Origin of the sequence: Rhizobacter sp. AJA081-3 (assembly GCF_017795745.1) — a bacterium.
In the GTDB taxonomy this organism is placed as follows: domain Bacteria; phylum Pseudomonadota; class Gammaproteobacteria; order Burkholderiales; family Burkholderiaceae_C; genus Piscinibacter.
In genome coordinates this window covers 4808144-4821900 of sequence record NZ_CP059067.1, presented here as the reverse complement: position 1 = coordinate 4821900, position 13757 = coordinate 4808144, and the positions used below count along the sequence as shown (strand labels likewise).

Sequence of the window (13757 nt, the reverse complement as noted above, 5' to 3'; positions counted from 1 at the left end):
AGGATAGCCCAGCGCCGGTCAGGGTCAGGCCGCGATCTTCTCCAGGCAATAGCCGAGCCCGCGGACGGTGGCGATGCGCACCGGCCCCTGCTCGATCTTCTTGCGCAGGCGGTGGATGTACACCTCGATCGCGTTGTTGCTGACCTCTTCGCCCCACTCGCACAGGCGCTCGACCAGCTGGTCCTTGCTGACCAGGCGTCCGGCGCGCTGCAGGAGCACTTCGAGCAGCGACAGTTCGCGCGCCGACAGCTCGATCATCTGGTCGTTGATGTAGGCCACGCGGCCGGTGGCGTCGAAGGTGAGCGGGCCATGCTTGATCACGGTGGAGGCGGTGCCCAGGCCGCGGCGGGTGAGGGCGCGCACGCGTGCCTCGAGCTCCTGCAGCGAGAAGGGCTTGGCCATGTAGTCGTCGGCGCCCAGGTCCAGGCCCTTGACGCGCTGCTCGACGCTGTCGGCCGCCGTGAGGATCAGCACCGGCACCGAGGAGCCGCGCCCGCGCAGCTTGCGCAGCACCTCGAGGCCGTGCATCTTGGGCAGGCCCAGGTCGAGGATGAGCAGGTCGAATTCATGCGAGGCGAGGGCGGCGTCGGCCTCGGTGCCGCTGCTCACCCGGTCGACTGCGTAGCCGGCATTGCGCAAGGAGCGCAACAGCCCGTCGGCCAGGACTTGATCGTCTTCCGCGACCAGGATGCGCATGCGATGTCTCCTCGCCGGCTCGCGTCCGGCTGTGCCCGCATTGTAGGGATGGGCGTCAAGGTATGACGAGGGTACTGTACAAACATCCAGCTTTTGAGATAATGGCCGCCACTTCAGGAGATCGCCCCATGGACGCACCCGTCAAAGCCCTCAACACCGAAAAAGCCAAGGCCCTGCAGGCCGCATTGGCGCAGATCGAGAAGCAGTTCGGCAAGGGCTCGATCATGCGGCTGGGCGAAGGCGAGGTGATCGAGGACATCGAGGTCGTCTCCACCGGCTCGCTGGGACTGGACATCGCGCTGGGCGTCGGCGGCCTGCCGCGCGGCCGGGTCGTCGAGATCTACGGCCCCGAATCCTCGGGCAAGACCACGCTGACGCTGCAGGTCATCTCCGAGATGCAGAAGCTCGGCGGCACCTGCGCCTTCATCGATGCCGAGCACGCGCTCGACACCGCCTATGCGCAGAAACTCGGCGTCAACCTGCAGGAACTGCTCATCAGCCAGCCCGATACCGGCGAGCAGGCCCTGGAGATCGTCGACGCGCTGGTGCGCTCCGGCTCGGTCGACCTGGTGGTCATCGACTCGGTGGCTGCACTCACGCCCAAGGCCGAGATCGAAGGCGAGATGGGCGACTCGCTGCCCGGCCTGCAGGCGCGGCTGATGAGCCAGGCGCTGCGCAAGCTGACCGGCACGATCAAGAAGACCAACACCATGGTCATCTTCATCAACCAGATCCGCATGAAGATCGGCGTGATGTTCGGCAGCCCCGAAACCACCACCGGCGGCAACGCACTCAAGTTCTACGCCTCGGTGCGGCTGGACATCCGCCGCATTGGCAGCATCAAGAAGGGTGAAGAGGTCATCGGCAACGAGACCAAGGTCAAGGTCGTCAAGAACAAGGTGTCACCGCCTTTCAAGACCGCGGAGTTCGACATCCTCTACGGCCAGGGCATCAGCCGCGAGGGCGAGATCATCGACATGGGCGTCGACAACAAGATCCTCGAGAAGAGCGGTGCCTGGTACGCCTACAACGGCGAAAAGATCGGCCAGGGCAAGGACAACGCCCGCGAGTTCCTGAAAGAGAACCCCGAGATCGCCTACGAGATCGAGAACAAGGTGCGCGAGGCGGTGGGCATTCCGATGCTGCCGCCCGTTGAATCCGCCGCGGAGTGAAACCGGCGACGCCGCGCTCGCTGAAGGCGCGGGCGCTGCAATGGCTCGCGCAACGCGAGCATAGCCGTGTGGAAATGCAGCGCAAGCTGCTGCCGCACGCGCGGGCGCAGGCGGCGCAGCGTGAGGCCGATGGCGACGCCGCAGACCCGATGGCGCGCGTCGCCGAGGTGCTCGACTGGCTGGAGGCGAACCGCTACCTCTCGCAACAGCGCTTCGTCGAATCGCGGATCCATGTGCGCGCCGCTCGCCACGGCAACCTGCGCATCCAGCAGGAACTGGCCCAGCACGGCTTGGCACCCGACGCCGACGCGGCACAGTCCCTCAAGGCCAGTGAGCTCGACAGGGCACGTGAGGTTTGGTCGCGCAAGTTCGACGCCCCGGCCGCCGACGCCTCCGGCCGGGCGCGCCAGGCGCGCTTCTTGACGGGCCGCGGCTTCTCCGCGGAGACGGTGCGACGCGTGTTGCGCGAGTCTGCCCGGGGCCTGCACGGCGACGACACCGACTGATTTCGGGCCGCCCGACGGCTGCCAGCCCGGCGTCAGCTTTGGTGCAACGCAGCATGCTACATTGCGCGGCGTTTGCGCGGGTTCCCCCCGGGTTACAGCCCGCCGGAAGTCGCGCGCCACACCACAGCCACCCACTTCCTCCCCCATGGCCTTGCCGCCCGCCGCGCCCGAGCGCCAGCTCAAGCACCGTCGCAGCATCAACGTGCAGATCTATGCGCGAGGCAATGGGCTGTGGGAGGTCGATGCCGAGATCGTCGACGTCAAGACGCGCGAAGCCAGGCTCGCCGGCGGACTGCGCCAGGCCGGTGACCCGATTCACGACATGCTGCTGCGCATCGTCGTCAACGAGCAGCTCGACATCGTCGAGGCCGGCTCGCAGACACGCTGGATGCCCTACCCCGGCCACTGTGACGACCACGACGATGCCTATGCGGCCCTGGTCGGCCTGAACCTGCTCAAGGGCTTCCGCCAGGCCGTCAAGGAACGCCTGGGCGGCGTGGCGGGATGCACGCACATCACCGAGCTGACGCAGGTGCTGCCGACCGCGGTCATCCAGGCCTTCGCCGGCGAAGTGATCGACACGCGCGAGGACAGCGCTTCGCGCCCTTTCCAGATCGACCGTTGCCATGCCTTGCGTTCCGATGGCGCGGCCGTGAAGATCTTCTACCCGCGCTGGTACCGGGGGGCAGTCGACCCCGCAGCCGTTCCCACCCCACTTGAAACCTAGGCAAGCGAGACTCCCATGAAGATCCACGAGTACCAGGGCAAGGAAATCCTGCGCCAGTTCGGCGTGCCCGTGCCGCGCGGCTACCCGGCCTTCAGCGTGCTGGAAGCGACCGAAGCGGCGCAGAAGCTCGGCGGCCCGGTGTGGGTCGTGAAGGCGCAAATCCATGCCGGCGGCCGCGGCAAGGGCGGCGGCGTCAAGGTGGCCAAGACGCTGGACGACGTGAAGAAGCTGGCCGGCGAGATTCTCGGCATGCAGCTGAAGACGCACCAGACCGGCCCCGCGGGCCAGAAGGTGCGCCGCCTCTACATCGAGGACGGTGCCGACATCAAGAAGGAGCTGTACGTCTCTCTGGTCACCGATCGGGCATCGCAGAAGGTCGCGATGATCGCCTCGAGCGAAGGCGGCATGGACATCGAGGAAGTCGCGCACAGCACGCCCGAGAAGATCATCACCGAGCTGGTCGACCCGCTGGTGGGCATGACCGAGGCGCAGGCACGCAAGGTCGCCGCGGCGATCGGCGTGCCCGAGGCCTCGCACGCACAGGCCGTGACGCTGTTCCAGAACCTGTACCGCTGCTACATGGAGACGGACGCCTCGCTGGTCGAGATCAACCCGCTGAACTGCGACAGCAAGGGCAACCTGATCGCACTGGACGCCAAGTTCAACTTCGACAGCAACGCGCTGTTCCGCCACCCCGAGATCGTCACCTACCGCGACCTCGACGAGGAAGATCCGGCCGAAATCGAGGCCAGCAAGTTCGACCTCGCCTACATCCAGCTCGACGGCAACATCGGCTGCCTGGTCAACGGCGCGGGCCTCGCGATGGCGACCATGGACACGATCAAGCTGTTCGGCGGCGAGCCAGCCAACTTCCTCGACGTGGGCGGCGGCGCCACCGCCGAGAAGGTCACCGAGGCCTTCAAGATCATGCTGAGCAGCCCGAAGGTGAAGGCGATCCTGGTCAACATCTTCGGCGGCATCATGCGCTGCGACACCATCGCCGAGGGCGTGATCGCCGCGTGCAAGGCGGTCAACCTGAAGGTGCCGCTGGTCGTGCGCATGAAGGGCACGAACGAGGAACTGGGCAAGAAGATGCTCAAGGAGTCCGGCCTGCCGATCATCAGCGCCGACACCATGGCCGAAGCCGCGACGAAGATCGTCGCTGCCGTCAAGTAACCCGCCCGCACGAGAGAAACGACATGAGCATCCTCATCAACAAGGACACCAAGGTCATCACCCAGGGCATCACGGGCAAGACCGGCCAGTTCCACACCCGCGGCTGCCGCGACTACGCGAACGGCAAGAACTGCTTCGTCGCTGGCGTCAACCCGAAGAAGGCCGGCGAGGACTTCGAAGGCATCCCGATCTTCGCCAGCGTCAAGGACGCGGCCAAGAACACCGGCGCCACCGTCAGCGTGATCTACGTGCCGCCGGCGGGCGCCGCCGCGGCCATCTGGGAGGCGGTGGAAGCCGACCTCGACCTGGCGATCTGCATCACCGAAGGCATCCCCATCCGCGACATGCTGGAGGTGCGCAACAAGATGAAGCAGAAGGAGGCCAAGGGCGGCAAGAAGACGCTGCTGCTCGGCCCCAACTGCCCGGGCCTGATCACGCCCGACGAGATCAAGATCGGCATCATGCCGGGGCACATCCACCGCAAGGGCCGCATCGGCGTGGTCTCGCGCTCGGGCACGCTGACTTATGAAGCCGTGGCGCAACTCACGGAGATCGGCCTGGGCCAGTCCAGCGCCGTGGGCATCGGCGGCGACCCGATCAACGGCCTCAAGCACATCGACGTGATGCGCCTGTTCAACGACGACCCGGACACCGACGCCGTCATCATGATCGGCGAGATCGGCGGCCCCGACGAGGCGGAAGCCGCGCGCTGGTGCCAGGCCAACATGAAGAAGCCGATCGTCGGCTTCATCGCCGGCGTCACCGCCCCCCCGGGCAAGCGCATGGGCCATGCCGGCGCACTGATCTCCGGAGGCGCCGACACGGCCGACGCCAAGCTGGCGATCATGGAGGAGTGCGGCTTCACTGTGACGCGCAACCCGTCGGAGATGGGCAAGCTGCTCAAGGCGCTGCTATGACCCGCGCCAGGTGACGCAGACCAGGGCCGCCAAGCGCGGCCCTGGTGCTTTTCAGCTTGCGTAGTTCCACGAACGTGGCCGGCAGGCCGCCGCGCCTAAACTCCCCCGAGTTGCAGTCGATGTCGCCCGCGCAGGGATCAGGAGCCCCATGGAACAGTTCATGAACGCCGAATTCTGGGTGGCTGTCGGCCAGATCATCATGATCGACATCCTCCTGGGTGGCGACAACGCCGTGGTGATCGCACTGGCTTGCCGCAAGCTCCCGGCCAAGCAGCGCACCCAGGGCATCCTGTGGGGTACGGCCGGCGCAATCGTGCTGCGCGTCGTGCTGATCTTCTTCGCGCTGACGCTGCTAGCGATCCCTTACCTCAAGGTGGTCGGTGCACTGTTGCTGGTGTGGATCGGCGTCAAGTTGCTGGCTCCGGACGATGATGACGCGCATGGCGACATCCAGGCCAGCGACAAGCTGTGGGCCGCCGTGAAGACAGTCATCGTGGCCGACCTCGTGATGAGCGTCGACAACGTCATCGCGATCGCCGGGGCCGCCGAGGGTGCCGGCGGCGACCACAAGATGCCGCTGGTGATCTTCGGCCTGCTGGTCAGCATCCCGATCATCGTCTGGGGCAGCCAGCTCGTGATCAAGCTGATGGACAGATTCCCCAGCATCATCACCATCGGCGGCATGCTGCTGGGCTGGATCGCGGGCACGATGGCGGTCACCGATCCGGCGGTGATCGCCTGGATGCCCACCCAGGCAGCGGCCAAGGCGGGCGCCGCCCCGGAGGTGCTCGATGCGGTGCGCTACGGAGCCGGAGTGGCCGGTGCGCTTCTCGTCCTGGCGATCGGCAAGTGGATCGCCTCGCGCAAGCTGCCGGCTCACGAAGCGAAGGTCTGAGCGGCGGGTGGCTCGCCGGAGGCGGCGGGCCCTGTGCTAAGGTCTTTGCGGTACCACCATGAGCAAGCAACGCTCGACCCGGACCTTGGCACTGGCACGGAGCCTCCCATGAGCTCGCTGGATGGCGCCGCGCTGGTCGGCCTGGGCCTGGCCGCCGTGCACGTGGGTTGGTTGGTACCGCTTCTGCCGCGTCGCCATGCCTGGGCCGTCACGGTGGTGTTGTGCGGCGGCGCTGCCGCGCTCGCCGCGATGCTGGCGGGTGCTGAAGGCTTGATGATCGCGGCCGCCGCAGTGCTGTTCGGTCACGCAGGATTCGACCGGGGACGCCGGAGCCAGGAATCGCCCGAGGCGCTGTCCGCTGGCTCGAGCCCAGCGCCTGCGGCGGACCTCCCGCCGCCGGAGACCACGGATGCCAATCCTCAGCCGAAAGCCCACCCCGCCACGCTTGGCCGCTACCGCATCGAGAGCCAGATCGGCAGGGGCTCGATGGGCGCCGTGTACCTCGGGCGCGACCCGCAGATTGGCCGCCAGGTCGCCATCAAGACCTTGGCGCTGAGCCGGGAGTTCGAGGGCGAGAAGCTGGTCGAGGCCCGCGAACGCTTTTTCCGCGAGGCCGAGACGGCCGGCCGACTGCAGCACCCGGGCATCGTGACCATCTTCGATGCCGGTGAGGCGCAGGACCTGGCCTACATCGCCATGGAGTACATCAAGGGCGAGGACTTGCAGCGCTACACCTCGCCCGGCCGCCTGCTGCCCGTGGCGCAGTTGCTCGAGATCGTTGCCCGCGTGGCCGAGGCGCTGGCCTACGCGCACTCGCAGGGCGTGGTGCACCGCGACGTCAAACCGGCCAACGTGATGGTGGACCTGGACAGCGGGCTCGTGAAGGTCACCGACTTCGGTGTCGCCCGGCTCGACGACTCGAGCCGCACGCGTACCGGCCTGGTGCTGGGCACGCCGTCTTTCATGTCGCCCGAGCAGATGGCCGGGCGCCGCACCGATGGCCGCAGTGACTTGTACTCGCTCGGCGTGATGCTCTTCCAGCTGCTCACCGCGAGCTTGCCGCACCAGGGTGAGACCATGGCCAAGCTGATGAATCAGATCGCCAACGAGGCTGCTCCCGACATCCGCACGCTTCGCCCGGAGCTTCCGCAGGAGCTTGCCGACGTGGTGGCGCTGGCGCTGGAGAAGCGCCCGGAGGTCCGCTATGCCGACGGCGGCCAGATGGCGCAGGACCTGCGGACCTTGGCCGCGGCGATGCTGGCGGCCCCGCCGGCCGAATCTGGCACGGTCGAGGAGTTCGAGAAAACCGTGACATTCTCACGCGTGGAACCAAGGCACAATTCCGAGTCATGAGAGCCTGTGCCGGGTCCATCCTCACCGGCCTCCCTGCCGCATGTCATTGCCCGATCCCGACGACACCATGACCCTGGAGTTCTTCAGCGCGACCGACACGGGGCGGGCGCGCAACAACAATGAAGACTCGGTTGCCGTGGACGAGCCGTCCTGCCTCATCGTGCTGGCCGACGGCATGGGCGGCTACAACGCCGGCGAAGTCGCCAGCGGCATGGCCACGGCCTTCATCAAGAGCGAGCTGGGGCGCTGGCTGTCGGAGGCGTCCGACAACGCCTCGGACACCGACGTGCGCCGCGCCATGGACATCTGTGTCGACAACGCGAACCGCGCCATCTTCAACGCCGCCAACTCCAACCCGCAGTACGCAGGCATGGGCACGACGCTGGTGGTCGGAGTGTTTCGCGAGGGCCGCCTGCTGATGGGTCACGTGGGCGACTCGCGGGGCTACCGGCTGCGCGGCGGGCGCCTGGCGCAGATCACGCACGATCACTCGCTGCTGCAGGAGCAGATCGATTCGGGCCTGATCACCGCGGAACAGGCTGCGTTTTCGTCGAACAAGAACCTCGTCACCCGCGCCGTCGGCGTCGAAGACACGGTGCTGCTCGAGACCCACCTGCACGACGTGATGCCGGGCGATCTGTACCTGCTGTGCTCCGACGGCCTGTCGGACATGCTCGACGACGAGAGCATCGCGCAGCTGTTGCAGACCAGCGACGTCCTGCCCGAAGTGGCGGCCGCCCTGGTCGACGCCGCCAACGACGCAGGCGGAAAGGATAATATCTCGGTCGTTCTTGCTAGGGTGCGCGGTCCGGCCGGCCCGGCGCGATCGTGGTGGCCTTTCCGGCGTTGAGGGTGCCGTCGGATCGGAAAGAAGACTCAAACAGAAGACACGAGGACACGAGCATGGGCAAGCTGGTCGTATCGCTGGATGGAGTGGTGATCAAGGAAGTCCAGATCACCAAGGACAAGACCACGCTCGGACGGCGCCCGTACAACGACATCGTGATCGACAACCTCGCCGTCAGCGGCGAGCACGCGGTGCTGCAGATGGTCGGCGCCGACGTCTTCATCGAAGACCTCAACAGCACCAACGGCACCTACATCAACGGCAAGGCCGTCAAGAAGCAGCTGCTCAGTCACAACGACACGGTCGAGATCGGCAAGTACAAGATCAAGTACCTCGTCGAGGACGGCACCGATTACGAGAAGACCATGATCATGAAGCCCGGCACCGTGCCGGGCTCGGGTGGGCCGCAGTCCTATTCGCCCACCGTCGGCTTCGGGGCCTCCGGCTTCGGCTCGCTCGGCGGCTCCACCGCGCCGGCCTCGATCAAGGTGCTCAACGGCGCCGCCGCCGGACGAGAGGTCATGCTCACCAAGGTCGTGACCACCGTCGGCAAGCCCGGCGTGCAGGTCGCCTCCATCACCAAGCGCCCGGGCGGCTATGTGCTCGCCCACGTCGAGGGCGCGCTTCGCCCCACCGTCAACGGCAGCCCGGTCACGGGCGAGACCGTGCAGCTGAAGAACGGCGACGTGGTCGAGCTCGCCGGCACGCAGATGCAGTTCGTGCAGGCCTGACCCGGCACGCTGACGCCTGCCGCGCGCATCCCGGCGCATGAGCACGGGTGCGCTTCGACTGCTTCGCTGGGCCCTGCTGGGCTTCGCGCTCGCGCTGACCCTGATGCACGCCAGCGGCCTGATGCCGCTGCGACCGCTGCAGCAGATCGATCTGGCCATCGACGACGCGCGCCTGCGTGCCACGATGCCCGGCACGCGCGACCCGCGCATCGTGGTCGTGGACATCGACGACGCCAGCCTGGCGCGCATCGGCCGCTGGCCCTGGCCGCGCGAGCGCATCGCCGCGCTGGCGCAGGAGCTGTTCGAGCGCCAGCGCGCTGCGGTCGTCGGTTTCGACCTCGTCTTCGCCGAGCCTGACCCGGGTGACGCCGCGCTGGCCCAGGCGCTGCGCGGCCGGCCGGCCGTGCTCGGATTCTTCCTCGCCGATGGGCCCACGGCGCAGCGCACCGGCGTTCTGCCCGCAGCGGTGTTCGACGCGGCGGTTCTCGGCGGGCGCAGCGGCGGGCTGACGCGGTGGAGCGGGCATGTCGCCAATGTCGCTCCGCTGGCCGCCACCGTGCCTGCGGCCGGCTTCTTCAACGTGCTGCCCGACATCGACGGCATCGTGCGCACGCTGCCCCTGGTGGCGGACGTGGCTGGCAGCCATCAGGAGAACCTGGCGCTGGCGATGCTGCGCGTGTACGGCAATGCGCCGGCGGTGCGCCCCGTGCTGACCGCCTCACCCGGGCTCGGCGGCGACGGCGGGCTGGTCGCCATCGAACTCGCCCAGGGCACGCAGCGCCTGCGCATCCCGGTGGACGTACGCGGCGGCGTGCGCGTGCCCTATCGCGGCCCAGGCGGACCCGCGGGCGGTTCGTTCGACTACCTGTCGGCCGCCGACCTGCTCGAAGGCCGCGTGGCCGCGGGCACCCTGTCAGGCAGGCTGGTGCTGGTCGGCTCCAGCGCACCGGGTGTGTTCGACCTGCGCAGCACGCCGGTGGCGGCCGTCTACCCGGGCGTGGAGGTGCATGCCAACCTGCTCTCCGGCCTGCTCGACGGCCGCGGGCCGGTGGTGCCCGACTGGTCGCGCGGCTACGAAGTGGCGCAGCTGCTCGTGGTGACGGCCATGCTGGCGCTGTTGCTGCCGAAGCTCCGTGCGGCTTCGGCGATGGGCGCGACGCTCGCCCTCGGCATCGTGCTGGTTCTGCTCGACCAATGGCTCTATCGCCGCCACGGCCTGGCGCTGCCGCTCGCCTCGGCCCTGCTGCTGACCGCTCTCGTCTACGTCGGCATCACCGGCTGGGGCTACGTGGTCGAGGGAGCGCGGCGCCGCTCGCTCACCCGGCTGTTCGGCACCTACGTGCCGCCAGAGCTGGTCGCGCAGATGGCGCGCGACCCGCAGCGTTACGGCATGCAGGCCGAGAACCGCGAACTGACGGTGATGTTCTGCGACATGCGCAACTTCACGCAAGTCTCCGAGGCGCTGCCTCCCGAGGAGCTGCGCGCGCTGGTCAACCGCTTCTTCTCGGCCATGACACAGGAGATCCGCGCTCACCGCGGCACACTCGACAAGTACATCGGCGACGCGATCATGGCCTTCTGGGGCGCGCCGGTGGCCGATGCCGACCACGCGCTGCATGCCGTGCAGGCCGCATTGGCGATGACCGCGCGCATGGACGAACTCAACCGCGAGCTGCGCGCGCGCGGGCTGCCCGAGATCGGCCTGGGCATCGGCATCAACAGCGGGCTGGTGTGTGTCGGCGACATGGGATCCGACATCCGCCGCAGCTACACCGTGATGGGCGATGCGGTGAACCTGGCATCGCGCGTGGAAGCGCTGACCCGTGTCTACGGCGTCGACATCCTGCTGGGCGAGACCACCCGCGCGGCGGTGGGGCATCGCCTTCCTCTCGTCGAAGTCGACCGCGTTCGCGTGAAGGGCAAGCAGGTGGCCGTGACGCTTTTCACACCCGTGTCGGCGTCCCACTCGAGCCAGGCGCAATTTGCCGATGAAATGCGACTTTGGCAGCTTGCACTGGACTTCTACCGCCAGCAAGATGCCAAGCAGGCGCTGACTTCGCTCGAAGCGTTGCGACACACCTTCGGCAGTTCGGCGTTGAGTGGTCTGTACCGTCAACTCGGCGAACGCATCGACCGTTGGGCCGACCACCCCGAACCGTCCGATTGGGACGGTACCCGCACATTCGACAGCAAATGAACTTTCAAGTCCTTGGCTGTTCAGGCGCCATCGCAGCCGGCTGCAGGACGACGGCCTTTCTCGTCGATGACGACATGCTCATCGATGCCGGGACCGGCGTCGGCGACCTGTCGCTGGACGCGCTTGCGCGCATCGACCACATCCTCATCAGCCATTCGCATCTCGACCACGTGCTGGCCATCGGCCTGCTGGCCGACACCGTGCTGCGTGCGCGGCGTGCCGCCGGGCGCGGGCCGATCCAGGTCCATGCGCTGCCCGAAACGCTGGCCGCCTTGCGCGCGCACATCTTCAACGGCGTGATCTGGCCCGACTTCACCCGCCTGCCCAGTGCCGAGCACCCGGTGCTCGAACTCGTGCCCTTCGCCATCGGCGACGTCCTCAAGCTGGGAAGCAAGCGTGTGGAGGTGATCACCGCGCTGCATACCGTGCCGGCCTGCGGCTTCGCCGTAGATGGCGGAGAGGCCGGATACTGGGTCTATACCGGCGACACCGGGCCCAACCCGCAACTGTGGATGCGGCTGCGCCACATGAAGCTCGCGCACCTGGTGATCGAGACGGCCTTCAGCGACGAGGAGCGCCAGCTCGCCTACATCAGCCGCCACCTGTGCCCGGCGGCACTCGGTCACGAACTCGCTCAGCTGCCCGGCAGTGTCGAGGTGCACATCACCCACATCAAGCCCGGCGAGATGGAGGCGGTGATGAGCGAGATCGGCAAACTGGCCAGCTCGCACCGCATCCGTGCGCTGGCGGCGGGGCAGACGATGCAGGTGGGCGGCTTGTGAAGCCGTCGCGGAACCGCAGAACAACGGGCCTTCGGGCCCGTTTTTCGTTCGAACGCGTTGCGGCGTCTCAGGTGACCATTTGCGTCAGTCATGACATTCGGCAGCGGGCGCGCCGCCGACCTGTGACTGTTTGCGTCAGCCTTCAGGCTGCAATTCACGGAAAAACAAGCCGATTCAGGTGGCACGCCGTTCGCATCTGAGAAGCCGTGTCCTCTCCCAACCCTCAGGAGTTTTTAATGAAGCGTCATATCCAGCAAGGTTTCACCCTCATCGAATTGATGATCGTCGTGGCGATCATCGGCATCCTGGCAGCGGTTGCGCTGCCGGCTTACCAGGACTACACGGTTCGTGCACGGGTTTCCGAAGGCATGAACTTCGTGGCGGACGCCAAGCTGGCCGTGAACACGAACGCGACCTCCGGCGCAATCGGCTATGCAGACGGCTACGGAAACACGGTCGTCGGTACCAACGCGGGTGACGGCCAACTGACCGTCAACAGCAAGAACGTTGCGACGATCGACGTCGTGGGCACCACCGGCATCATCACGATGACCACCTCCGCTACCGCTGGCGCGGGCACGCTGGTTGTGTCTCCGTACACCGGCGGCGCTGACGCCATCGGCACTGGCGGTGCGGCGTTGGCTGTCGCCGCCGCCGGCACTCCGATCGCCGCTCCGGCCGGTGTCATCAAGTGGCGCTGCAAGGCCGTGGGCGCCGCGGGATTTGGCGCTGCGGGCACGCTGCTCAGCAAGTACGCTCCGGGTGAATGCCGATAATCTGAGATCAGATACCGGTGACTTCGAGTTCCTGGAACTCGAGTCGTGCTGGGCGGCCAGCTGCATGCAGATGCAGCTGGCCTTCGGCATTGGAGCGTGAAGACTCTAAGTGCCTTGCGTCGGGATTGGCGCGCCGTCGGACCCATCTTGTCAGCCCGGATCTCGAGTGGCGACCTAAATTGTCTCGACGCTCGCCGAACTGACGTTTTGGGTCCAACGGCAGGTCAGAGTTCACGCGAGTAATGCGCACCCGCACTGGTATGACTTTCGCAGAACGCTAGGCGGCGTTCCCTCAATCCTCAACGGAGTCTTCACATGAATCTCATTCACAAGCGCGCTCAGCAAGGTTTCACCCTCATCGAATTGATGATCGTCGTGGCGATCATCGGCATCCTGGCAGCGGTTGCGCTGCCGGCTTACCAGGATTACACGGTCCGTGCACGGGTTTCCGAAGGCATGAATTTCGTGGCGGACGCCAAGCTGGCCGTGAACACGAACGCGACCTCCGGCGCCATCGGCTATGCAGACGGCTACGGCAACACGGTCGTCGGTGCCAACGCGGGTAACGGCCAACTGACCGTCAACAGCAAGAACGTTGCGACGATCGACGTCGTGGGCACCACCGGCATCATCACGATGACCACCTCCGCTACCGCTGGCGCGGGCACGCTGATTGTGTCTCCGTACACTGGCGGCGCTGACGCCATCGGCACCGGTGGCGCTGCGCTGCCTGTTGGTGTGGCTGGAACTCCGCTCGCGGCGCCGGTAGGCGTCATCAAGTGGCGCTGCAAGGCCGTGGGCGCCGCGGGTTTTGGCGCTGCGGGCACGCTGCTCAGCAAGTACGCTCCGGGCGAGTGCCGCTAAGCGTTGAATTTTGTGGCAGAGCCGAGGTCTCTGCTGCAGACCATCAATGTCGTGATTTCCAGACCGGCGCAGAGTCAGAACTGCCCGGTCTGGTGCGATTCTGGGGATCCTGTCGTCG

At 66.9% G+C, this 13757-nt stretch carries 14 protein-coding genes; 13 read left to right on the top strand and 1 reads right to left on the bottom strand.

Translation table 11 applies throughout. From position 1 onward, the window contains the following. Positions 1 to 24: 24 nt before the first annotated feature. Positions 25 to 696, bottom strand: a complete 672-nt coding sequence (locus HZ992_RS22830) for a response regulator (protein WP_209384096.1) — start codon at positions 694 to 696, stop codon at positions 25 to 27. 128 nt (positions 697 to 824) lie between these two features. Between HZ992_RS22830 and recA the strand changes: the two genes are divergently transcribed. The 13 genes from recA (at position 825) to HZ992_RS22765 (ending at position 13639) form a co-directional block, all read left to right on the top strand. Further along, a complete protein-coding gene (recA, locus tag HZ992_RS22825) occupies positions 825 to 1868 on the top strand; it encodes a recombinase RecA (protein WP_209384094.1) in 1044 nt (347 codons plus the stop codon). Further along, positions 1865 to 2374 (top strand): recombination regulator RecX, encoded by a 510-nt coding sequence (recX, locus tag HZ992_RS22820; protein ID WP_209384093.1) that lies wholly within the window; start codon positions 1865 to 1867, stop codon positions 2372 to 2374. Before recA ends, recX begins: the two co-directional genes overlap by 4 nt. A gap of 145 nt (positions 2375 to 2519) precedes the next feature. After that, positions 2520 to 3101, top strand: a complete 582-nt coding sequence (locus HZ992_RS22815) for a DUF2889 domain-containing protein (RefSeq protein ID WP_209384091.1) — start codon at positions 2520 to 2522, stop codon at positions 3099 to 3101. Between the two features lie 15 nt (positions 3102 to 3116). Further along, the gene (sucC, locus tag HZ992_RS22810; RefSeq protein ID WP_209384090.1) at positions 3117 to 4277 is read left to right on the top strand and encodes an ADP-forming succinate--CoA ligase subunit beta; all 1161 of its coding nucleotides are present in this window, start codon (positions 3117 to 3119) and stop codon (positions 4275 to 4277) included. 23 nt (positions 4278 to 4300) lie between these two features. Then, positions 4301 to 5194, top strand: a complete 894-nt coding sequence (gene sucD / locus HZ992_RS22805) for a succinate--CoA ligase subunit alpha (RefSeq protein ID WP_209384088.1) — start codon at positions 4301 to 4303, stop codon at positions 5192 to 5194. 148 nt (positions 5195 to 5342) lie between these two features. Next, positions 5343 to 6089 (top strand): TerC family protein, encoded by a 747-nt coding sequence (locus HZ992_RS22800; protein ID WP_209384087.1) that lies wholly within the window; start codon positions 5343 to 5345, stop codon positions 6087 to 6089. 273 nt (positions 6090 to 6362) lie between these two features. Continuing rightward, entirely contained in the window at positions 6363 to 7442 is a 1080-nt protein-coding gene (locus HZ992_RS22795) for a serine/threonine-protein kinase (protein ID WP_371816764.1), read from the top strand. 67 nt (positions 7443 to 7509) lie between these two features. Continuing rightward, a complete protein-coding gene (locus tag HZ992_RS22790; RefSeq protein WP_209387280.1) occupies positions 7510 to 8292 on the top strand; it encodes a Stp1/IreP family PP2C-type Ser/Thr phosphatase in 783 nt (260 codons plus the stop codon). A gap of 53 nt (positions 8293 to 8345) precedes the next feature. Further along, positions 8346 to 9020, top strand: a complete 675-nt coding sequence (locus tag HZ992_RS22785) for an FHA domain-containing protein (RefSeq protein WP_209384083.1) — start codon at positions 8346 to 8348, stop codon at positions 9018 to 9020. Between the two features lie 37 nt (positions 9021 to 9057). Continuing rightward, positions 9058 to 11217 carry a CHASE2 domain-containing protein gene (locus HZ992_RS22780; RefSeq protein WP_209384082.1) on the top strand — a complete coding sequence of 720 codons (2160 nt, stop codon included), beginning with the start codon at positions 9058 to 9060 and terminating at the stop codon, positions 11215 to 11217. After that, positions 11214 to 11999, top strand: coding sequence for an MBL fold metallo-hydrolase (locus HZ992_RS22775; protein ID WP_209384081.1), 786 nt, complete (start codon positions 11214 to 11216; stop codon positions 11997 to 11999). The genes HZ992_RS22780 and HZ992_RS22775 overlap by 4 nt, the downstream gene beginning before the upstream one ends. 236 nt (positions 12000 to 12235) lie before the next feature. Further along, the gene (locus tag HZ992_RS22770) at positions 12236 to 12775 is read left to right on the top strand and encodes a pilin (RefSeq protein WP_209384080.1); all 540 of its coding nucleotides are present in this window, start codon (positions 12236 to 12238) and stop codon (positions 12773 to 12775) included. A gap of 315 nt (positions 12776 to 13090) precedes the next feature. Then, positions 13091 to 13639, top strand: a complete 549-nt coding sequence (locus HZ992_RS22765; RefSeq protein WP_209384079.1) for a pilin — start codon at positions 13091 to 13093, stop codon at positions 13637 to 13639. Positions 13640 to 13757 lie beyond the last annotated feature (118 nt).